At 36.6% G+C, this 22,481-nt stretch carries 25 protein-coding genes; 8 read left to right on the top strand and 17 right to left on the bottom strand.

Annotation, left to right across the window (positions count from 1 at the left end; translation table 11 throughout):
* Positions 1–40 precede the first annotated feature (40 nt).
* From BUC16_RS00350 to BUC16_RS00380, 7 genes are all read left to right on the top strand, one after another.
* A complete protein-coding gene (locus tag BUC16_RS00350; RefSeq protein WP_073367084.1) occupies positions 41–565 on the top strand; it encodes a hypothetical protein in 525 nt (174 codons plus the stop codon).
* Positions 562–1,140 carry a hypothetical protein gene (locus BUC16_RS00355; protein WP_073367085.1) on the top strand — a complete coding sequence of 193 codons (579 nt, stop codon included), beginning with the start codon at positions 562–564 and terminating at the stop codon, positions 1,138–1,140. The genes BUC16_RS00350 and BUC16_RS00355 overlap by 4 nt, the downstream gene beginning before the upstream one ends.
* Before the next feature lie 26 nt (positions 1,141–1,166).
* Complete coding sequence (locus tag BUC16_RS00360) at positions 1,167–2,024, top strand: WG repeat-containing protein (RefSeq protein WP_084546062.1); 858 nt, start codon at positions 1,167–1,169, stop codon at positions 2,022–2,024.
* Between the two features lie 49 nt (positions 2,025–2,073).
* Positions 2,074–2,703, top strand: coding sequence for a hypothetical protein (locus BUC16_RS00365; RefSeq protein ID WP_073367088.1), 630 nt, complete (start codon positions 2,074–2,076; stop codon positions 2,701–2,703).
* Between the two features lie 82 nt (positions 2,704–2,785).
* Positions 2,786–3,442, top strand: a complete 657-nt coding sequence (locus BUC16_RS00370; RefSeq protein ID WP_084546063.1) for a WG repeat-containing protein — start codon at positions 2,786–2,788, stop codon at positions 3,440–3,442.
* A 41-nt stretch (positions 3,443–3,483) separates the two neighbouring features.
* A complete protein-coding gene (locus tag BUC16_RS00375; protein ID WP_141226047.1) occupies positions 3,484–3,753 on the top strand; it encodes a hypothetical protein in 270 nt (89 codons plus the stop codon).
* 47 nt (positions 3,754–3,800) lie between these two features.
* The gene (locus BUC16_RS00380) at positions 3,801–4,295 is read left to right on the top strand and encodes a hypothetical protein (RefSeq protein WP_073367093.1); all 495 of its coding nucleotides are present in this window, start codon (positions 3,801–3,803) and stop codon (positions 4,293–4,295) included.
* 9 nt (positions 4,296–4,304) lie between these two features.
* Here the strand turns inward: BUC16_RS00380 and tsaB are convergent, their stop codons facing one another.
* From tsaB to BUC16_RS00415, 7 genes are all read right to left on the bottom strand, one after another.
* Entirely contained in the window at positions 4,305–4,973 is a 669-nt protein-coding gene (gene tsaB / locus BUC16_RS00385) for a tRNA (adenosine(37)-N6)-threonylcarbamoyltransferase complex dimerization subunit type 1 TsaB (protein ID WP_073368597.1), read from the bottom strand.
* Between the two features lie 151 nt (positions 4,974–5,124).
* Positions 5,125–6,411: an efflux RND transporter periplasmic adaptor subunit gene (locus tag BUC16_RS00390; RefSeq protein ID WP_073367094.1), complete on the bottom strand. Its 1,287-nt coding sequence runs from the start codon at positions 6,409–6,411 to the stop codon at positions 5,125–5,127.
* A gap of 6 nt (positions 6,412–6,417) precedes the next feature.
* A complete protein-coding gene (locus BUC16_RS00395; protein ID WP_073367096.1) occupies positions 6,418–7,782 on the bottom strand; it encodes a TolC family protein in 1,365 nt (454 codons plus the stop codon).
* Between the two features lie 81 nt (positions 7,783–7,863).
* A complete protein-coding gene (locus BUC16_RS00400; RefSeq protein WP_073367097.1) occupies positions 7,864–8,979 on the bottom strand; it encodes an efflux RND transporter periplasmic adaptor subunit in 1,116 nt (371 codons plus the stop codon).
* Positions 8,980–9,024: 45 nt separating this feature from the next.
* Positions 9,025–10,290, bottom strand: a complete 1,266-nt coding sequence (locus BUC16_RS00405; protein WP_073367099.1) for an ABC transporter permease — start codon at positions 10,288–10,290, stop codon at positions 9,025–9,027.
* Positions 10,291–10,292: 2 nt separating this feature from the next.
* Positions 10,293–11,537: an ABC transporter permease gene (locus tag BUC16_RS00410; RefSeq protein ID WP_073367100.1), complete on the bottom strand. Its 1,245-nt coding sequence runs from the start codon at positions 11,535–11,537 to the stop codon at positions 10,293–10,295.
* Positions 11,530–12,231, bottom strand: coding sequence for an ABC transporter ATP-binding protein (locus tag BUC16_RS00415; RefSeq protein ID WP_073367102.1), 702 nt, complete (start codon positions 12,229–12,231; stop codon positions 11,530–11,532). Before BUC16_RS00415 ends, BUC16_RS00410 begins: the two co-directional genes overlap by 8 nt.
* A 172-nt stretch (positions 12,232–12,403) precedes the next feature.
* On the opposite strand from BUC16_RS00415, the gene BUC16_RS00420 reads away from it, so the two are divergent.
* On the top strand, positions 12,404–13,813 hold the full coding sequence (locus tag BUC16_RS00420; protein ID WP_396180382.1) for a DUF4403 family protein: 1,410 nt from the start codon (positions 12,404–12,406) through the stop codon (positions 13,811–13,813).
* Between the two features lie 22 nt (positions 13,814–13,835).
* Here the strand turns inward: BUC16_RS00420 and BUC16_RS00425 are convergent, their stop codons facing one another.
* From BUC16_RS00425 to remB, 10 genes are all read right to left on the bottom strand, one after another.
* Positions 13,836–14,102: a CAMCR motif-containing small membrane protein gene (locus tag BUC16_RS00425; protein ID WP_073367103.1), complete on the bottom strand. Its 267-nt coding sequence runs from the start codon at positions 14,100–14,102 to the stop codon at positions 13,836–13,838.
* A complete protein-coding gene (locus BUC16_RS00430) occupies positions 14,095–14,634 on the bottom strand; it encodes a DUF420 domain-containing protein (protein WP_073367105.1) in 540 nt (179 codons plus the stop codon). The genes BUC16_RS00425 and BUC16_RS00430 overlap by 8 nt, the downstream gene beginning before the upstream one ends.
* Before the next feature lies 1 nt (position 14,635).
* On the bottom strand, positions 14,636–15,322 hold the full coding sequence (locus BUC16_RS00435; protein WP_073367106.1) for an SCO family protein: 687 nt from the start codon (positions 15,320–15,322) through the stop codon (positions 14,636–14,638).
* Positions 15,323–15,334: 12 nt separating this feature from the next.
* Positions 15,335–15,976: a hypothetical protein gene (locus tag BUC16_RS00440; protein WP_073367108.1), complete on the bottom strand. Its 642-nt coding sequence runs from the start codon at positions 15,974–15,976 to the stop codon at positions 15,335–15,337.
* 76 nt (positions 15,977–16,052) lie between these two features.
* Entirely contained in the window at positions 16,053–16,403 is a 351-nt protein-coding gene (locus tag BUC16_RS00445) for a cytochrome C oxidase subunit IV family protein (RefSeq protein ID WP_073367109.1), read from the bottom strand.
* Positions 16,404–16,422: 19 nt separating this feature from the next.
* A complete protein-coding gene (locus BUC16_RS00450; RefSeq protein WP_073367110.1) occupies positions 16,423–17,451 on the bottom strand; it encodes a cytochrome c oxidase subunit 3 in 1,029 nt (342 codons plus the stop codon).
* Positions 17,452–17,493: 42 nt separating this feature from the next.
* Positions 17,494–18,081, bottom strand: a complete 588-nt coding sequence (locus BUC16_RS00455; protein ID WP_073367111.1) for a cytochrome c oxidase subunit 3 — start codon at positions 18,079–18,081, stop codon at positions 17,494–17,496.
* A gap of 2 nt (positions 18,082–18,083) precedes the next feature.
* Positions 18,084–18,986, bottom strand: a complete 903-nt coding sequence (gene cyoE, locus BUC16_RS00460) for a heme o synthase (RefSeq protein ID WP_073367113.1) — start codon at positions 18,984–18,986, stop codon at positions 18,084–18,086.
* Positions 18,987–19,160: 174 nt separating this feature from the next.
* Positions 19,161–20,330 (bottom strand): glycoside hydrolase family 88/105 protein, encoded by a 1,170-nt coding sequence (locus tag BUC16_RS00465; RefSeq protein WP_073367114.1) that lies wholly within the window; start codon positions 20,328–20,330, stop codon positions 19,161–19,163.
* Between the two features lie 15 nt (positions 20,331–20,345).
* A complete protein-coding gene (gene remB, locus BUC16_RS00470; protein WP_073367115.1) occupies positions 20,346–22,478 on the bottom strand; it encodes a gliding motility outer membrane protein RemB in 2,133 nt (710 codons plus the stop codon).
* Positions 22,479–22,481: the final 3 nt, after the last annotated feature.

Here is a 22,481-nt window from a genome sequence, read left to right on the forward strand (position 1 = left end):
AATATTATTATTTTTTCAATTCGGAAAAAAACTAATTGACATGAAGCTAAAAGGTGTAGAAAAGCAATTTTGGTGGCATTTTGGGCGAATAAAAGACTCAAAAGAAATCCCTACAGAAGTATCTGGCATATATGGTGTTGATGATCCGGATTACAATGACGACTATTTTGCCATGCTTACCGACAAGGTAAAGATTATGCATTCCATATTTCTCAAAGAAACTTATATAACTGATGAAGGCGTAAAACATATTTCTAAATTACAGGGGCTAAAAAGTCTCACACTGATGAAACATCCCAAAATCACAAAAGCCAGTTTGCCTTATCTTAACCAGCTTGTCGATTTGGAATATCTGGACATTTGGGACACCGGAATTATATTAGAAGATTTGACTGCTTTAGACCAATTAAAAAATCTTGAAGAATTGTATATTTCTTCATCCATAAAAGCTGATGACGGCTCATTTCATGATTTGGATAATGAGCGTATTTTAGAACATTTAATCGTACTCGAAGGCATCTTTCCAAAATGTACTTTTTTTGTGGATTTTAAAACGTATTTATGAAAAAGCTAATCACAATATTTCTTTTTATCACCACCGTTTTTGCAGCAAATGCGCAAGAACAAAAGTCTGAAAAAGAGAAAGCCGTTGCCTTGATTAAAGAATATTATTCTAAAAAAGATTCTATTTCGGACAGGTCTGTAGACTCACAAGATTTTGTAATGAAAAATTATAAAAATTTCAAAATTGAATTTTCCAATGACAATACGGTCATGACTTTTAGCTATAATTATAAATTCGAATATGCGAGTATAACGACTTATGTCAACGATCATTATACTTTTAAAAATAAAATTGTTGTTGATTTTAGTAAAATTGAAAACATCACATTAAAATCTATAGACGCACTGAAAAATCAAAAACAAGTGTATCTGCTAAATTTTAAAGCAAAACCAGGCTACAAAATAGAACAATACACCTCTGAAAAAGATGGAAAGCTGCCTGAAATCCCAAAAAAAGTCGAAGAAGCATTGGTCCCCGTTAGCACAAACTGTTGTGACGACCGGGATTATCAAGAAATAAACAATAAAATAATGCAGACTTTCAACGAATTGAGAAAGTTGTGCGAAACGAATTAATATAAATAAATTAACGAATAATAAATATGAAAAAACTTTTTACAATATGCTTATTGACAATAATTACATTTAGTGGAAAAGCACAAGGTTTAGAAAGCTTTGAATCAGAAGGAAAGTATGGTTTTAAAAATAACGCAGGGGATATAGTTTTGCCAGCTATATATCAATCTGCAGAATATTTTCAGAATGGATTAGGATTAGTTGGTCTGGATAATAAATATGGTTTTATCGACAATACTGGAGCGTTTATTATTCCGAATATATATGATGAAGCCATTAGTTTTTATAATGACATTACTTTCGTGACTTTAAACAAAAAAGTTTTAAGCATTGACAAAAATGGCAAAGTACTATCCGTTTTAAAATATGATGGACTTCAAGATAGATCAAATAGAAAACAAATTGGTGTAAAATTGAATGGTAAATTGGGATTGATTGACTATAAAGGAAATGAAATCACACCCCCAATTTATGACCTAATTTGGCCACGGAAACCTTCTGTACAATTTGCATTTGTATGTTTAAACAATAAAATGGGAGTAATTGACATCAATGGAAAATTGATATTGCCTCTTATTTATGATTATGTAACACCTTTTAATGACTACTATATTAATAGAATACAGTTTTACAAAGCTGAAGTGGATGGAAAATTTGGAGTTTTTGATGAATTTGGAAAAGAACTTTTACCGAATATTTATGATAAAATAAACCATCAATTGGAAGGTAAAATTTCGGTTCAATTAAATGGTAAAATTGGATATTATGATTTCGAAACAAAAAAAATAATTTACAAGAATTTAAGTAAGGAAGAAGAACAAGATTGGATAACTGATGCTAATGATACTAAATATCGTTTAAGTAAAATCAAAAACAACCGTTAGTAATTGAATAAATTTCACAATTTAGAATGATTCAAATATTTAAAGAATAATGTCAGAAGAAACTTCATTACTACTACAAAGCGCTATTTTATTCCTCCTTATTTTGGGATATACGGCCTATTTATTCAATACGAGAAGAAAATTACTAAAACAAAAACGAGAAGAAAAAAATGGCTCCTCTTCAAATTCTCCAGAGACCATAAGCGCTATTATAAAAAAATTATCAGAAGAAAAATTAAAAGAACGCGCCATTAATGCGGACAAGATAATGGATCAAAGTGACGATGAAATGACGTATGCCATTGATTTACCATCGGATATTGAACTTGTGGAAACCGATTCTTGTTTATTGATTAAAGGTCCCGTGGAAAGTATTGCCAAAATCTGTGATGAATTCTCCTATATGGAACAACTTCCTGACGGTTTCTGTGCCACACTTGGCGATTGGAGACTATTTATTCTCGAATATACCCCACAAAGCAGCCTTGAACATAAAACGGTTGTAATGCCGGCTGACCATTGGTTGTTCATGTCTTGCAAATTAAGGGACAGCATTTATGCCGAAGACATACATCCGTATAATTATGTTTATGAACCATTTACCTTCAAGAGAGTGTTGGAATACGGCATTGGGGCTGAAGCAACAGATTATGCCGAATATAATAGCGAAAGACTTTAAAACAAATAGGACTTCTGATGAAATTCATGTAACTCTCATTATTAAAGCAGAAAATTAAAATCAATTCATTAAAAATAAAAACATGAAAAAACTACTACTGCTTTGCTTTCTATTGGCAATTTTATTTAATGCAAAAGCTCAAGACTTGATACGCTTTGATTCCGAAGGAAAGATTGGTTTTAAAAATCAACAGGGCGAAATTGTTATTCCTGCTGATACTTATTATCCGGATAGTTTCCATGATGGGTTACTAACGATACAGATAAATGATAAATACGGTGGTATCAATATAAACGGAAGAATTGTTGTTCCATTCAAGTATGACTATATTACTGATTTTTATAAAGGATATGCAGCAGTTTTATTAGATAATACAGTTCGAATTATCGATGTATCTGGAAAAGAAGTTAAGAAATTAAAATATACCAGATTGGGATGGTACAAAGATGACATTGTAAATGTTGGCTTGGATGATAAATTTGGAAGAATTTATATAGCTACAGGAGAAGAAATTATCCCACCAATTTATGAGAGTATACCAAGATTCTATAAAGAAGAATATGGTTTTATCACAAGAGCTCAGTTAAACGGTAAATGGGGATTTATAGACAAACTAGGAAACGTAATTGTGCCAATAGAATATGACAGTGTTAGATATTATTCCAATGGACAATTAAGAGCGACTAAAGATGGAAAAGACTTTTATTTCGATAAAACCGGAAAAAAAATAGAAAAATAAACCTGTTGAATTTTGAATTTGAAGAAAATAAAAAAACAAATATGACACAACTCTTTAGTGAAGCTTTTGACACCTACATCCTGAACCAAAAAGTAATCGCCTGGGGATTTCAACACGAAACAAAAGTACTCTTGCCAAATGGCTATTATGCTTTTCCCTCGGGCTATTTTACCGAATATGAAAATGGGTATAAAATGATAGCCAGTGGAGCAACACTTCACAAAACAGATATTCAGGAAGCCATGATTCTGGATCCTGATGGAGTTCCAATTGCCCGAGATACCGAAGATACGATATACGGAAAATATTAGACCTCTATTCAAAAATACAGATCAACTAAAACTAAACTGGTTTAGCCATGCATTTAAAAGGTAAAGAAAAACACTTTTGGAGAAGCTACTTCAACATTGGCAGTCTGGCTGATATTCCTTCGGAAATGGGTCGTTTCAGAGCTATTGATGATGACGTGGACGACCAGGTGTTATTTTATTTGACCTCACGCATTCCAACTATTTATTGCCTTTATTTCAAATTTACGAATGTGACCGACGAAGGCGTAAAGTATATCTCTACTACTCAAAATTTAGAAGAACTTACTTTAAGAGATCATAAAGACATCACGAACGAATCTATTCCCTATCTCAACAAATTAGTTGATTTAGAGTATTTGGATATCTTGAAAACTAAAATCCAATTAGAAGATTTGCCGGGATTATTCAGTCTTCAAAAATTAAAAGAGCTGTATGTTACTTCCGAAAATCTTGATAAAGAATACCTCCTGGAACATGTTATCACAATGAAAGAAATACTGCCCAACTGTATTTTATACATCAATTATGAGAGTTATGAATAAAATATGAAATTATTTCTTCGAAACAGTCATCATAAAGTCCTTCAAATAATACGGTTCAAAATAAGCAACATCCACGGTCTCGTTTTTTTGGTATTTTTCAAAACTCAGCCAACTCATTTCTTTTGCCGAAGGAAATTTGATTTTTTCCAAAAAGACATAATTTTCCTTGGTTAAAACCGGTTTGCATTTCTCTGCACAATCGCCAACAAAATAGATTGTTTCCTGTAAATCTTCAAAAGAGTTTTCGGTGATGATTTCGGCTTGAACGGCTCTTTTATTTTCAAAATTTGGAGTAAAAACAGCACTGTACACTTCCATTCTTCGAGCATCCAGCATTGGAATTATCAATCCATTGGAAACACTGGCTTGCGACGCCAAAACCTGCAAAGTATCCACGGCAATCAAGGGAACGCCCAAGGCAAAACACAAGCCTTTTGCGGCAGAAACGCCAATACGCAATCCTGTGTATGAACCCGGACCTTGACTCACGGCCACCGCCGATATGTCTTGGAAAACAATCCCTGCTTCCTTGATGATTTCTTCTATAAAAACGTGCAAACGTTCAGCGTGGGAATAGCCTTCTTCCGCAATTTCTTTGCATAAAATTGTTTTTCCTTCTTTTGCCAAAGCAACAGAACAATTCTTGGTAGCGGTTTCGATGTTTAAAATATAAGACAAAATGGATCTAGGATTTAGTATTTGAATTCTATGATTTTTACTTTTCAAATCATCATTCCGAAAAAGGAGGAATCCCGTTATGAGATTCCTCCTTCGTCAAATGACAAGTTCGTATTATAATTTTTGCAAAGTTATAAATTACAAACAACTATTACTTCTTATCTTCTGTTTTTTCCGTGGTTACTTTATCGCCGGAATTCAAATCCTTTGAAACTGTCGAATAAGGTCCCGTGATGACTACGTCCCCTTTTTTAAGTCCCGTAAGTACTTCAATATTGGTATCGTCTTGAATTCCTGTTTTTATGATGCGAATTTTTGCTTTATCGCCCACTTTCACAAAAACACATTCCAATTTCTTTTCACTTTTTGGCGCTGCTTTTTTCTCGTCCTTATCTTCCACTTCAAATCCTTTTACGGCTGTCGTGTCTGATTTTACGACCACAGAACTAATTGGCACGGCCAAAATATTGGCTCTTGTTTTGGTAATGATGTCAACCGTTGCAGTCATTCCAGGTCTGAAAGGAGAATAAGTCACTGGTTTTCCTTCCAATAAATCTTGGTAGGACTCTTTCAAAATCCTGACTTTCACCTTGAAATTGGTCACTTGATCAGCCGTCAAAGTAGAACTTGCCGAATTGGAAATACTGGTAACAATCCCTTTGAATTGTTTTTTCAAATAAGCGTCAACTTCCACTTTGGCTTGGTCTCCCACTTTTATTTTTACGATGTCGTTTTCATTCACGTCAACTTCCACTTCCATATTATTCAGGTTGGCCACGCGAAGAATTTCGGTCCCCGCCATTTGTTGCGTTCCCAAAACTCGTTCTCCCAATTCCACGTTGAGCACGGAAATTGTTCCATCGGCTGGAGCATAAATCGTGGTTCTTCCTAGATTGTCCCTGGCTTCATTTACGGTTGCCGATGCACTTTGAACATTGAAATAAGCAGATTGTTTGTTGGCTTTGGCCACTTCAAAAGAGGCTACCGATTTGTCCCAATCCGACTTCGAAATAATTCCTTTGTTGAACAATGTTTTGTTTCTCTCGTAATTGGCTTTCGCCTCATTATAGGAAGCGTCGGCTTGAGTCAAACCTGATTTTGTTCCCGACAAATTGGCCACCGACCTGTTTAATCCAGAAGTATATAAATCAGGATTTATCTTTACCAACAAATCTCCTTTTTTCACTACCTGTCCTTCTTTTATTGGCAAATCGATAATTTCTCCGGAAACCATCGAAGCAATTTTCACTTCTATTTCGGGCTGGATTTTCCCGGTTGCCGAAACCGTTTCCACGATTGTCGTGCTGGCAACATTGGCAATTTCCACAGATTTTCCCTTGTCTTTATTCCCAATAACACCTGTTTTAGAAAGCACTATCAATAACGCAATTAACGCAATGGCTCCGCCTATTAATATATAAATTGTTTTTTTTGACATGATGAATTAGTTTTTTATGATTGGAATTCCAAAATAGAATTCCAGTATCTTTATTTTGAAAATATAGTCGTATTTGGTTCTAAGCACTTCGGATTGAGCATTGGAAAGCAGCGTTTGCGACTGGTTGAAATCGAAAGAATTCATCATTCCCACGGCATATTTTTCTTTGGCATAATTATAAGCTTCTTCTCTTGCTTCCAAAGCCGAAAGAGCCGATTCATAAGCATTCAAACCGCCTTTGGCATCCGTGAATGCCGTGTAAACATTTCTTTGCAGGGAAAGTTCTTCTTGTTCGACCGCAATTTTCGATTTTTCCAGACTCACTTTCGAACGCTCCACATTATTTCTTGCAGACCAACCATTAAAAATAGGAATCGACAATTGTGCGCCAAAAGCTTGTCCTTTGTTGTCCGTAAATTGTTGTCCGAATGGTGCTGCTGGATGAGCCACAGCCACACCATTTGACACCGTATAAGTGTCGGCATACGAAATTCGGGTATTGAAATTGTAAAAACCTTGCAGTGTTGGTTGAAAACCACCCTTGGCAATGGCCACGTTTTTTTCGGCAATTTCCAGATTGGTTTTGGCAATTTTCAATTCCGTTCTTTGCTCCTTGGCCTTGTCGTAAATTGCGATTGGTGTTTGTGCCAAAATGTTGTTTTCGTCTTTGACGGAGGTATCGTCCGTCACGTCAAAATCATAAAACTCTTTTAACTGCAACAATTGTGACAAACTCAATTTTGAAATCAACAAAGCATTTTCGGCAGCGATAACTTTTTGGTTGTTCGAAGCAACGGTTGCTTTTATGTCCAACAAATCGCCTCTTGGCACAGAACCTGCTTTTACCAATTCTTCGGAACGAAGCAATTGTTTTTCGTTGATGCCTTTTTGTTCCTGTTGCACTTTTAAATTTTCTTTGTTGAAAAGCACTTGCAAGAAAGCATTGGCCACATTTAGCGCCACATCTTCCTGCATTTTTGTCAATTGGTATTTTGCGGCAATAATCGAAAGATTGGCTTTTCGAAGCGCATTTTGATTCTGCAAACCTTTGTAAATATCAACGCCAACACCTGCACCCATTGAGGAATATTGGGTGGTTTGGTTTCGTAAAAGTCCAGTGGTCGGATCTTGGTTTAAACCCACGTTCCAGGAGTGGGAAGCATTGGAATTCAAGGAAGGAATAAAATTCCCGATGGCTCCTTTTTTTTCTATTTCTGCCGTTTTGGTATCCAGTTCGGTTTGTTTGATGGAAATATTATTGTCAATTGCATATTTTACGCATTCTTCTAAGGTCCATTTTTTCGTTTGTGCCTGAATCGACAAGCTCAACAGCAAGATAAAAACGAAAGGGATACAACTATTCTTTTTCATATATTTTGAATAAAAGCGTAGCAAAGATACTACACAAATTTAACATTGTTTTTAAAACTGAATTTCTTTTTCGAGATACGCTTATGGTTTTTTCTCTTCTGTTTTCAAGCCTTGATTCCAAACTTTTATTTTGTCGGAAGCCTTGATTCCACTTTTGATTTCAACATAAATTCCGTCGCTTACACCAAGCGTTATGTCTTTTCTTTGAAACTTTTGTGGTGCAGTTTGAACTTCAACGTATGGTTTCAGGGTCTTTTTATCAAACTGGACCAATGATTCTTTTACCGCCGACACTTTATCCGCTTTTTCCAATATAATGGATGCATTGGCACTCAATCCAGCTCTAATGAAAGTATTGTCTCTGTTGGTTAGCGTAGCTTTGATTTCAAATTGAATAGCTCCATTTTCGGTTTTCCCTTTTGGTGCAATATCGGTCAAGACAGCCGTAAACTTTTTATTTTCAATAGCTCCAACCGTAATTTCAATAGGCATATTTAATTTTATCTTCCCAACTTCAGATTCATCAACCTTGCCCACGAATATCATTCTTCCAACATCTGCAACACTGGCAATAGTGGTTCCTTCATTGAAATTATTGCTTTCAATTACCTGGTTCCCCACTTTTACCGGAACGTCAAGCACCATTCCGTTTACAGTTGAACGAATCAACGTATTGGCATAATTCCCTAATCCAGAACTGGTTCCTGTTTTTACGATATCAAATCCTTGAACCGATGCGCTATAATTTTGTTTGGCTTGTTTGTAAGCCAATTGAGCCGCATCAAAATCATTGGCAGAAATAACACCTTTGTCGAACAAGGTTTTTTGTCTTTGAAACAATTTTTCTTGATTGTCCAAATTTATTTTGGCAGTTTGAACCTGATTCTGGGAATTGCTTAAACTGGAAACATTGGCTACCACTTTAATTTTGGCAATCATGTCGCCTGCTTTGACAGATTCACCTGCTTTAATATACACGGCTTCAATGATTCCGGAAATATTTGGCTTAATCAACACTTCTTCGTCAGGAACAATATTTCCCGTGGCGAGTGTGCTTTTCACGATCGTTTTTACTTCTACTTTATCGGTTTCAAAAACGATAGGAGATTCCTGGTTTTTGGCATATAAATAATATAGCGCCCCGAAAAAAACTATTGCAATTAAAATCAATATGGTTATGGTTACTCCTTTTTTCATTTTCTAAATTTTTTATTCGATTATTATTGTTTTTTGATTGAGTTCTTATTCAGCTCTTAAAGCATCTACTGGTTTTACATTTATGGCAGTCTGTGCCGGGATGAACCCAGCCAATAATCCGGAGCCCACTAAAATTAGCAAGGCAATAAAAACAACCACTAAATCTACGCTTGGATTAATAAACATCATCCCGTCTGTAGGCATTGTTGACAAAACCATGTTCAATATGGCCAGCAAGCCCGTTGCCACGGCGATACCAAACATCCCTGCTATTATGGTCAGGAAAATGGCTTCCAATAATATCTGGGAACGAATGGCGCCGGGTGTTGCTCCCAATGCTCGTCTGATTCCTATTTCATTGGTTCGTTCTTTCACGACAATCAGCATAATGTTTGAAATTCCAATAATTCCAGACAGCAACACTAAAGTCCCAACAAAATAAGCGATGAATTTAAGAACATTGAAGAGATCCTGCACCTTTTGAAATTCAGCGAACAAGTCAAAATTACCAACTGCTCTTTCATCGTCCGGATGAATAGAATGTCTTTCTCTCATAAATGCCAAAATACCTGGCTTAAGCTCTGTTATTGATGCATCATCATTAGCGGTAATGGCCATCCAGCCCACTTCATCCCCAAAATTAAAGGCTTGCTGAAAAGTGGTGAAAGGGATGAAAATACTTTTTTGTGCCTCTTCTGCATTTCCATTATTATTCCCTTTCTTTTTATAAACCCCAACCACCATAAAATTGACACCATTTATTTTGATGTATGTCCCGATGACTTCTTCGGCATTCAGGTACAATTCTTTGATAACGCCACTGCCTATAATTGCTACTTTTCGTCTTGACACTATATCCTGCTGATTTACAAAACGCCCTTTTACAATCTCCATTTGCTCTTGCTTTACTAATTCAGGATAATCTCCATAAATAGTATAAGCTCCAGTTTTTGTTCCTCTAACCACATTGCTCACACCATTAAAATCTCCTAATTGGTTGCGGGGAGACACATACAATAAATCCGGGAATTTTTGTTTTAAAGCGTCAACATCACTGTTTCTAAAATCATAACGACGGGTTTTCGGCAATCCTTTATAAGCTTTTGAAGTAGTTTGCGTCCACATAAACATGGTGTTTGTGGCAATGCCGTCAAACCCTTTTTTTACCCCATTTTCCAATCCATTTGAAGCAGCCAACAATATCACCAAGATGAATATTCCCCAAAACACCCCGAAAGCGGTAAGAACCGTTCGAAAAGTATTGGCGGTCAACGCTTCTAAAATTTCATTCCATTTTTCTCTGTCAAACATAATTATTCGTCTCTAAGTGCTACAATAGGCCTAATTTTGGCAGCTCGATAAGCAGGTACAAATCCGGCCAACGCTCCAGCAACTACCAAAACAATCAAGGTTGAAATGGCTACCGTAAAATCAACTTGCGGGTTTACAAAATATTCACTTTGCGCATGTGGACCTATTAATTCCAAAAGCGACAATCCAGTCAACAATCCAACGAAACCCGAAATAGTGGTAATAAAGATGGACTCATGCAAAATCATTGCAATTATTGAAATTGGAGAAGCTCCAAGCGCTTTCCGAATCCCAATTTCCTTGGTTCGTTCTTTTACGATAATCATCATAATATTGCTGACACCAACAACTCCAGCTATAATGGTACAAATTCCAACCCACCAAAAAAACAATCGGATATAGAGGTTCAAATCGTAAAATTTTTTTGCTTCGATAGTTGAATTGTAAATACCAATACCACTTTCATCATCGGGAGCAACTCCATTTTTACCCCTTAACAACAGCCCTAAATCAGTAGTGAATTTCTTGGCTTCAGCCAAAGCTTCTTCATAAGTGTCTTTCTTTTTAAGGATATATGCCATATAACTGATTTTATCCCCTCCACCAAACACCTTTTGCGCAGTACTCAAAGGCAAGAACACCCTAGATTCTTCTCTTTCTCCTCCTGGATCGGTATATACGCCAACCACTTTGAAATTAATGTTGCTTATAACAAGTTGTTCCCCAATAGGATTTTTTTCCTTGAACAGATCCAACTTTATTTTCATTCCAATCACCGCCACTTTTTCATTATAAAGAAGATCATTTGCATTTATGGATCTACCTTGAACGACTGAGGTATTTTCAATCGCCAGAAAATCAGGATTGACACCGCGATACTGGTAGTTTCCAGATTCTTTGCCATAACTCATAGTGATTCCCCAAGCATTGTAACTAGCTGAATTTTTATCCAATTGATCACCATATTTTTGAACCGGAATATCGTAATCGCTATTTCTAAACTGGATTTGCCTTCCAGGATTCATTCCTTTGTAGGCTTTTGTGGTTGCCCCAGACCAAACCTCTATAATTCCTGCCGCATCATGTTCAAATTGTTTTTCGATTCCGTTCTGCAACCCTTTTCCAACCCCGAGAAGAATCACCAAAATAAAAATACCGGAAGCCACGGAGACTCCCGTGAGGAAAGTTCTCAGTTTATTTTTCGAGATAGCCTCAAATATTTCCTGCCAGCGTTCAATATTAAACATAAGATGAAGCTCTAACTTGTTCTACCATTTTATCATCGATGATTACTCCATCTTTCAAGACTACGTTTCTTTTGCACATGGCCGCAATATCGGGTTCATGGGTCACAATCAAAATTGTTTTCCCTTCGTCATTTATTCCTTGAATAAGTTCCATTACTTCATAGGAAGTCACTGTATCCAAAGCTCCTGTTGGCTCATCGGCCAATAATACTTTTGGATTGGACGCCAAGGCTCTTGCAATGGCAACACGTTGTTTTTGCCCACCGGAAAGTTCATTGGGCAAATGGTGTGAATGCGAAGACAATCCGACTTTTTCAAGGTATTTCATCGCAATATCGTTGCGCTCTTTTCTCTTTACACCTTGATAATACAAAGGCAAAGCCACATTGTCCAATGCGCTTTTGTAATTAATCAGGTTAAAAGATTGAAAAACAAAACCTAGGAATTGGTTTCTATATTTAGAAGCGATAGTTTCGTTTAATTTTTTGATTGGCACTTTGTCCAAAGTGTAAAGTCCAGAATCAGCCTCGTCAAGTATTCCTAAAATATTCAACAAGGTAGATTTTCCAGAACCGGAGGAACCCATGATGGCCACCAACTCCCCTTCTTTAATATTGAAATTGATTCCTTTTAGCACATGCAATTCGGAACTTCCCATTTTATAGGATTTATGTAAGTCTTTAATTTCAATCATATCTACCTGAATTAGAGAACAATATTAATTATTCTGCGGAATAAATTGTAATAACAAAATGTTAATACCTAATCGTATTTTAACAAATAAGACTTCTTTCGATTGAAAATGTTACAGTTTGAATCGAAAATATATTTGTTTTGTTAATTTTGTTCTATCAATCCAAAATAAAATGATGAAATCCCTTTCTGTTCTACTTGTTTTTCTGGCCATCTTCTTTATTTCGAGCTGTTCCACATCCAATAAAATAGCGGCACTAAAACCCGAACCAGACAATGCCGACCCATTGGTTTATGAAAACACTCCTTCCTTCATCAATTTGCCCATTAGCGTAAAACTCAAGGATGTCGAAAACCAAACCAATGCACTCTTGAATGGTTTGATCTATGAAGACAACAACATTGAAGACGACAATATCGAGATGAAAATCTGGAAATTGGCTCCAATTACCATCGAAAATGACAAAGAAAGTGCTGGTGGAAAAATAAAAACAATATTGCCATTAAAAGCGGTGGTCAAATATAGAATCGGCACAAAAACCATGGGAGTTGATTTGTACAACACCAAAGAATTTAATCTAAACGGATTGGTAACCCTCGTAAGCGATGTGGGTTTGACCAATTGGAAACTCAACACCAAAACAGAACTAAAATCCTTGGATTGGAACGAAAGTCCAACAATGGTCGTCTTTGGGAAAAATGTTCCCGTTACTTATCTCATCAATCCCGCCGTGAAGCTTTTCAGGTCTAAAATCGAGAGCAAGATTGATGCCGCCATTGAAAAATCTATGGATTTTAAACCCAATGTTTTGGCTGCTTTGGAAAAAATATGCACTCCTTTTCAAATGAGTGAAACGTATGAAAGTTGGCTTCGAATTGTTCCCGTTGAAATCTATTCGACCAATGCCAAACTCAAAAACGACACTTTTTTGATGGAAATGGGAATGAAATGCATGATGGAAACTTTGATTGGAGGCAAACCAGAATCAAAATTTGATGCCTCAAAAATTGTCTTGAAACCCGTAACAAAAATCCCGAACCAAATCACGGCAAATGTCGCCGCGGTTTCCACTTATGCGGAAGCATCCAAAATAATGACCAAAAATTTTGCAGGACAGGAATTTAGTTCCGGCAGTAAAAAAGTAAAAGTGCAAAATGTTGGGATTTGGCACAAAAACGACAAAATGGTGATTGCATTGGACCTTTTGGGAACGGTAAACGGAACAATATATTTAACGGGCTTTCCACAATACAACGAACAAACAAAAGAAGTGTATTTTGACAAATTGGATTACGCCTTGGACACCAAGAATAAATTGATGCGCACCGCAAACTGGCTGGCACAAGGATTGGTTTTAAGAAAAATTCAGGAGAGTTGTCGTTATTCCATCGTTCCTAATTTGGAAGAAGGAAAACAAAACATGGCTGCTTATTTGAAAAATTATTCGCCAATGTCAGGTGTTTTTGTCAACGGCAAAATGGAGGATATTCAATTCCAGAAAATTCAATTGACAAACAAGGCCGTTATCGCTTTTATAAAAGTAAACGGAACGGTAAATGTTTCCGTGGACGGCTTGAAGTAATTTCAGATTGATATTGCAATTGTTATTGCTTTTTCTGCTTTCTCATTCGATAGATATAGTATCCTATTCCAGCAACAAGCAAATAAGGAATGACCATCAAGTAAACGATGCCGTCATTTACGGCTTGTGCTTTAGCGGTATTTCCTTCAGTTTCCAAAGCGGCACGACACATCGCACATTGAGCGTTAGCCGAAAGAGAAAAGAACATGGAAAAAAGAATATAGAAAAAAACTCTTACTCTATAACCTTTTTGCTCTTTACTCTTTGTTCTGTTTTCTATACTAAACATAATATGGAGAAATCAATAAATATACAACCACACCAGTAACGGCAACGTACAACCAAATTGGGAACGTGATTTTGGCTATTTTTTTATGTTTGTCAAATTTGTTGGCCAAGGCACGAACATAAGTAATCAAAACCAGTGGAATTACGGCAATGGACAAAAGGATGTGCGATATTAAAATAAAAAAATAAATAGGCCTGATTATCCCTTCCCCACCAAATTTTGTGGATTCCGAAGTCATGTGATAAGCAACATACATCACCAAAAAAGCTACCGAAAGCGCAATGGCAGAAGTCATCAATTGTTCGTGAAGTTTTCTTTTGCCATTTTTAATGGCCAATACTCCAGCGACCAAAACCACTGCAGTAATCCCGTTTATCGCAGCGTAAATAGGAGGCAGAAATGAAAGTGGCTCAACGTGGAAACCAAAATCTTTTAGCTTGACGCTGAAAAGAAGTGCCACCACAACTGGAATCAAAATTGATACAATTATTATAAACTTGCTGAATTTTTGTTCTAATGAATGATCTTCCATCTTATTCTTTTAATAAAATTGCTATATCTTGTTGAATGTCCCTTACCCCTTTTTTATCCAAACCGTCATAATACAAAATCGGGTTTCCAAACTCGTCATATCGACAACGGATATTCCCTTTTTTGTCAATTAGGGCAAACAATCCCGAATGCTCGAAACCACCTTTTACTTTGCTGTTTTGACCTGCATAAAGGTTAAATCCTTTGTTGGACAAATCAAAAATATAAGCTTTATCACCAGTCAAGAAATTCCAATTGGATGATTTAACTCCCAATAGTTCCCTGTGGGTTTTCAAAACCGCAGGAGTATCGTGTTCTGGGTCAATGGAAATGGAAACAATACCAAAATTAGGATTTCCAAAGAATTTTTTTTCAATACCCAACATGCTTTGATTCATCTTTGGACAAATGGAAGGACAAGTCGTGAAGAAAAATTCCAGGACATATACTTTCCCTTTGTAGGTTTCATTGCTGATCTTTACATTGTCTTGGTTGACCAATTCAAATTTGGGTACAGGACCAATTTTATCCAATTTCCCATCATCCTTTGAGGAATTGGAAACCTTGTCCAATCGATCCCCTTTTACAATTTCATTGTTTTCAATTCTATCGACAATTTCCGGAACAACCAAGATTCCAAAAATTAGAATAACAAAGGAAATCCAGATGTATGATTTGTTTTTAAGCATGATTCCTGAAAGTTAAAGCTTTTTAGTGGCGTTATGGTTTTTTTTGAGTGCTGCACGGTATTCGTACAGGATAACCTTGAAATCATCCAGCATTTCATTGCTCAGTTCAGCGGGATGAAAAGTGCTGTACCCTTCTTTATATCCTTTTTTTTCCTTTCTTCCTCGCAGGTTCCTTTCTTTGTCAAGAATATATACGTTTGGAGTACCCAAATCTTTGTCCAATTTTCCAACGAGATTCAGTTGGCTGTAATAGGCATTAATATCTTCAGGTGAAGCAAAAACAAAATGCCATTGGCTAACATCCGTGAATCCTTTCAAAACATCAATTAGGCTTTTCGCTTGTTCTTCAGTTCCCAAAGGACAAACCACCACAAATTGCAAATCTTTGAAAGTGTGGTAGCGTTGGTAGATTTTTTCGTTTAGATTAAAATAATTCCCCCTGTTTTTTAAGAGATTGGAACCTGAAAAACCAAGAATTGTTATTTTGTTGTCCAAACTGACTTTTTCATTTTTCAAGGATTTCCAATTGCCGAAATCAGCAACTTTGGGAGTGATAACAGGCAATTTGGTAAAGCTGTTTACTCCTGATGCAAAAAAAAGATAGGCAACAATGGGTAAAACAAAAAGAACGAAGAGAACAATATTTTTTTTCATGATCGTGCCGAAGTATAATGTGCAAAAATAAAAAAAGGCACGCAAAGCGCACCCTTTTTATTGAATTAATATTTTGTTAAAAATTCCACTTAATCGTGCTATTTTTAAAAACCCCAAATATATAATGCGCTTCCGTCAAAAGAATAAAAAGCAAATAAATTACCAGAAAAATCAACGGCCATATTACCGAATTTCTTAGCGTTGCTCTTTCTCCCTCCATGTGCATGAAGGCATAAACAATATAATAAGCTTTAACCCCTGTTAAAATAATGAATAACCAGTTAAGCAAATTCAAGCCCAAAAAACTATTCAAGTGTAGAGAGTCCGGTTTAATGATACCAAAAATTACCTCAACAATTGTTATTACAGACAATATCCCAAAAACCGTCCAGATTCTTTTTGTATTTGATTCGTGTGCGTGTGACATAATAATTACTTTTTGTAAATTAAATTAGATAGAAAACCGTGAATACAAACACCCAAACCAAATCAACAAAGTGCCAATATAGTCCCACTTTTTCTACCATTTCATAGCTTCTTCTTTTCTCGTAAGTTCCAATTAAAACATTAAAGAAAATAATGATATTAATGACTACTCCCGAGAATACGTGGAAACCGTGGAAACCTGTAATAAAGAAAAAGAAATCGGCAAACAACTTGCTACCATATTCGTTTCTTGTCAAGTTGGCACCTTCCACAACCAAACTTGCTTGATTCAATCGCAATTCCGATTCTTCTCTTGTCAAAACCGTTTTATGTTTGTGCTTGGTTAATTCGTGATTGATTTTAGTGTCTTTTTCATTGGCCGAACTATCTTCGTAAATAACCTCGGTTCTGATTAAAATTTCAGGATGTGCCTTGAAACCTGCTTGAACTTCTGCCACGGAATAAGTTGGCAAAGCAGCTTCGTCCATAAACCATTTTCCTTTGTTTCTTTCTAACTGCTCTCTTTCTTCCGGCAATGTAGCGGCGAAATCGGCGAGTGCCACTCGGTGTCCTTCCTTGTCGACAAACTGAAGTAAACTTCCTCCTTTTGTTTCGACTGCACCATATTCTCCCTTGATGAAGTTTTTCCATTCCCAAGCTTGTGAGCCCACGAAAATCAAACCACCAATAATGGTCAAGAACAGATAAATGACTACTTTATCTTTTTTCAATTGGTGACCTGCATCAACGGCAAGAACCATCGTCACTGATGAAAAGATCAAAATAAAAGTCATAAATGCCACATAATACATCGGTGCCGAAACCCCGTGCATAAATGGGAAGTGTGTAAACACTTCATCGGCCAAAGGCCAAGTTTCAATAAATTTAAATCTAGAAAAGCCGTAAGCAGCTAAAAATCCCGAGAAAGTCAAAGCATCCGACAGGATAAAAAACCACATCATTAATTTGCCATAACTAGCTCCCATTGGCTGATTTTCTCCGCCTCCCCAAATTTTTTCTCCACTATTTGCAGTAGTAACTGTATCCATAAAAGTTATTCGTTAAAAAGTTCCCAAATCTACAATTTTTTCTTATTTAAAGAAAAATAAAAATAAAAATAATAAAACCCATAATAAATCAAGAAAGTGCCAGTACATCGCACCTAACTCAATCCCAAGAGTTTGTGTTGAATTGTATTTTTGTTTAAAATGATTATAAATTATAATTAAAAGTGAAATTAACCCTCCAGCAAGATGCAACAAGTGTACAACAGTAACTATATATAGGAATGTTGTCGTGATGGAACTCTCCGCCCCGGTAAAATAATAACCACTTTCCACTATTTGCCCAAAGCCCACAAACTGTAAAACCACGAACAAAATTCCCAAAGCCAAAGTAGCCAAAAGAAATATCGTTGTCGATTTTTGATTGTCTTTTTGAATGGCTTTCTTCGCCAAATGAAAAGTAACGCTACATCCTATTATTACAGCAGTGCTATAGAAAAAAGCGGATGGCAATTGAAAATCCTTCAACCAATCCACTCTGGATTTACTTACAATAAAAGCACTTGTAAGTCCAGCAAACATCATGATCATACTCATCATTGCAAACATTAACAGCAATTTGTATGATCGATCTGATCTTGATTTATGCTCTTCGGCGGTCATTGTTGTTGTCATAACTATCTTAAAAATTTATCAAATATATAAATCAATTGCAGCAAGGTTATATAAGAAACACTTACCAACATCAAGGTTCTTGCAGCTTTTGCAGTTCTTAGTTTATACAATCTCGCTGCATAAAAAAGCATCCAAAGTCCCAGCAAAAATACCAAAACCGCTGCTATTGGCGAAATAAACAATTGTCCCGTATAACCCAAAGATGGCAATAGCGAAGCTATAATTAACCAAACAGTGTACAATATTATTTGCAAAGCCGTTCCTTTGTCTTTCTTGCCTGTTGGCAACATAAAGAAACCTGCTTTTTCATAGTCTTCATATAAAAACCAGCCGATTGCCCAAAAATGGGGGAACTGCCAAAAAAACTGGATCAAGAACAAGGTTCCGGCTTCGATTCCAAATTCTCCCGTTGCCGCAACCCAACCCAACATAAACGGAATCGCTCCCGGAAAAGCACCCACAAAAACCGACAACGAAGTCACCGTTTTCAGGGGCGTGTAAATACTGGTATATAAAAATATGGAAATCGCACCAAACATCGCCGATTTTGGATTGATGCTATAAAGAAGAACAATACCGATAATGGTAAGAATACTGGCAACGACCAACGCCACGTTTGGCGCCATTCTCCCCGAGGCAACTGGACGATTTTTAGTTCTGTCCATCAAGGCATCAAGATCTTTTTCGATGACTTGGTTGTAGGCATTAGACGCGCCCACCATGCAATAACCACCAATAGCCAGCTTCAACAAGACAATCCAATGCAAAGTCTTGAAATCTTCAACACCAAGCAAAAAACCAGCTAATGAAGAAAACACGACGCTAATAGCCAATCCAGCTTTAGTAATTGCTTTGAAATCAGTATATATTGATTTTACGGAAAGGGTATTGGGCGTGCTGTTCAAGGTTTACTTTGTTTGTTTTTTTAAAACTTTTGCAAAAGTAGTTTATCGAAAGGGATTTGGCAAATAAAAAATACGGCATAAAAAAACCACGTCTTTTGAGGTTGTGGTTGTCTTTTGTTTTGCGAAATTATGAGACCAGGAATAGCAACATGCCAAATTTGTTCCCATTTACTATTATTCCATAACAGATGCAGCCATTAATACTGCACAATAACCGTGAGGTTGGTTTTTGGAAACATTCGATGGACAATCAACTGGACGAACTGAAAGGTATTCTTTAATATTATCTTTAATTCCCATTCCTGGACAAAAAGATTTAATTTGAGGCTTTCCATCGCTAAAAATGGCTATATATTTCTTGAACCCTTCCCAGCCATTTTCTATAACCATAGCATAAGATTCATCCAACCATTTGTTATTCAATCCTTTTTTTAAAGCATAAATTATCATTCCCGACCCGCTGGTTTCGGTATAATTATCTGCTAATTCCTTGTGATTGATTAATTGACACCATAGTGCCTCTTTATTTTGAGTGTTTTTGATACCTATGGCTAGTTGTTGGTATAAATACAATAGTTTTTTATAGTCTTTGTGTGTAGGCGGAAGGAATTCCAACATATCGGCGAGTGCCATCGAAAACCAGCCTGCATTTCTGCTCCAAACCTCGGTTGCAGTTCCAGTTATTGGACTTGCCCATGATTTCTTTTTCTTATAATCCCAACCGTGATAAGGCAAATGCGTTTCTATGTTAAACATTCGCGAAGCCGCCAAGAAAGTTTGAAACAATGCCGAGTCAACACTTTCAGTATCTCCAAATTTAATTCCGTATTTTAAAAGAAATGGATTCGCCATATATACGCCATCAATCGTCATCACATCTTCATAATGATCATTGTTCTTATGCCAATAACCTCCATCAGGAGTTTTACTAAACTTTGTTGGAACTGCAGTAGTCCCCAACAAATAATTTCTCATGTTGGTTGCGGCAATTTTGTATTTCTCTTCTTTAGTGGTTTCATACAAAAACAAACACAACAACCCCGGATGAATACCGTCGAGTTCTGTTTTCAAGCCTTTGACATTCCCTTTTTCATCCACATAAGAATCTACAAAATCTTTTATGTATTTAACATATCCAGGATTTTTGGTCTTTCCGTATATTTTCTCCATTCCGTGAAGAATAATACTATTGGCATGATCCCAACCATTATTATTAAAAGCGTTTATTGTAGGCTGATACCTTGAGATAATTGCATCAGAAAATTGAATTCCGAAATTGGTAATTTGTGCTTTGCCCAATAAAGGCAATACTATTAGAAATACAATTAAAAAAAATTTACGCATAGAGTTGTCTACAAATTAATAATCAAAATACCAATTAAACACATCCGAACGAATTCCCAAAGAAAACCAAGCTGTACTTTCCTTGATGGCTGTGGTGGTGTCTTTTGAAGGATCAAAATTCCTGTAAATAAAACTGCCAAAGAGTTTCAAGTTCGTCATTGGATTAACCAAATAACCTGCTTGCAAATCCGTGATGAAAACATTGGTTTTGTTTCCCTGTCCTACTTTCACGCCCGTGTCGGCATAACGCTCAACATCATAATCCCTGTAAATGTTGCCACCATAATTAGATTTGGCTCCTGAACTGGCAAAGTCAAAACCGCGAACTCCATACGTAATTTTGGCATCGGCAAAAAGTCTGCCTTTGTGGTAACGACCAATGGCAACGATTTCCTGGAAATTTGCACCCCATTGATGCCCCATGCTTTGATTGGCGTGTGCAAAATTGGTAAGCGGATCGCTATGCGAATACACATAAGGACGCACGTGATTGTATTCCAACTGCAACAACAAATCATCTACGTGAAAAGCATTGAAATATTTCACGCCCAACTGATAGGCAAATTTATTTTTCCAGCTATTGTCTCCTCCTTTTATTGCATCGGTAGAAAATTCGTCAATCAGCAATTGCCCATAAAGATTCACCTGATTGTTCCATTTGTATTTGAAAGTCAAGCCCAAAAGTGCATTTCCTGTTCTTCCCGAAGCGGCAAACTCGACGGCTCGATAAAAAATAATGGGATTCACGAAATACATGTCAAACCCTCTATTGTTGGTGTCAGACCAAACTACCGATTCAAAAAGACCCAAATTCAATCGATTCGAAATATTCCAGCTCAAATAATGGTTTGCCATGAACTTTGTGGCATAGGTTTTATCCACAGTGACCTCTGGACGCACGTCTTTGAGCCACATATAAGTATTGGTGTATTTTATTTTCCAAAAATTGGTGTTTATTTTAAAATACGGATAAGGACTTGTTCCGTCGCTCCCCAATATGGAACGGTATCCATCTCCAATGAAATTTCTGCCATAACCCAATTGGAAATCGATAAATTTTGCAGGAGCAAATGTGATGTCGGCTTCCGCCAACGGAAAATCGTAGGCATCGGTCTTGAAATCTTTGGCTATTCCAATTCCGGGAATAATGGCAGGATTGCCACCAGCCGGTTTTATCAATTCGGCATAACGATTGTAATAATCGGCAAATCGTCCTTGACTTTCAAAAATGGTAGTCGTGAAATTTACTTGCGAACCCAATCCTCCACTAAAATTGATTCCACGCGTATTTACAAATGTATTGACTTGATTCTTTCCTGAAGCAGTTCCCACTTGTAAATCGACTATCGGATTAAAAACAAACCAATAATCCTCGCCTTGTATTTCGACCAAGTTTTCATTCCATAATTTTCGTCCCCACCAGCCGGATTTGTTTTTTTTGATCTTTTCATTTTCTGCCACGAAATCATAATATTTGGCAACTTCTGCATAAGTATATGGTTTCGAGCCCGTGTGGTTATTGCTGCCAACCTGATTCATCGAAGCATCAAAATGCGCATAATAGCTGTGAGAAAAAGGAATGTTCAAATGACTCCTGAACTGTGGATTGTCGAATTTAGTATAGGGAATGCTGTCCAATTCCGTTAATTTCTTGGTAGGAGCATTTTTAGCTTCTACAGCTGCTGTCGCAGCAGCGGCTTCGGCGGCTTGTTGCTCGCTACTTTTTAATGGTATCGCAATATTGATGTTGTATTGGGAAAAAGCGGGATTCCCATTGTAGGTTGATGGTTTTATTTTGGGAAACTTGGCAAAAACTCTTTTGGCTTCCTGAATCAATGAATTATCGACGGCATTCACGTAAATCACTTTAAAAACTCCTTTTTCGTCCACTTCAAAAAGCACCTTGACTTTTCCTTGAAAATTATTTTGAACCAAATTCTCGGGAACAACAAAATTTTGAAAAACAAAATCCTGCACTTCATTGTAGAAACATTTCTCCAAGGCTACGGCTTCCATGTTTTCACAATTTGGAAAGACAGGAAATCGCGCAGGAGAACTTACGTTTGTTTTGGGAGTAGTATTTACATTTTGTGCAAAAGCAACAAAAGCACAAAAAGATAAAAGCAATGTCAGTAATCCTTTTTTCATATT

The organism is Flavobacterium fluvii (genome assembly GCF_900129545.1).
Classification (GTDB): Bacteria; Bacteroidota; Bacteroidia; order Flavobacteriales; family Flavobacteriaceae; genus Flavobacterium; species Flavobacterium fluvii.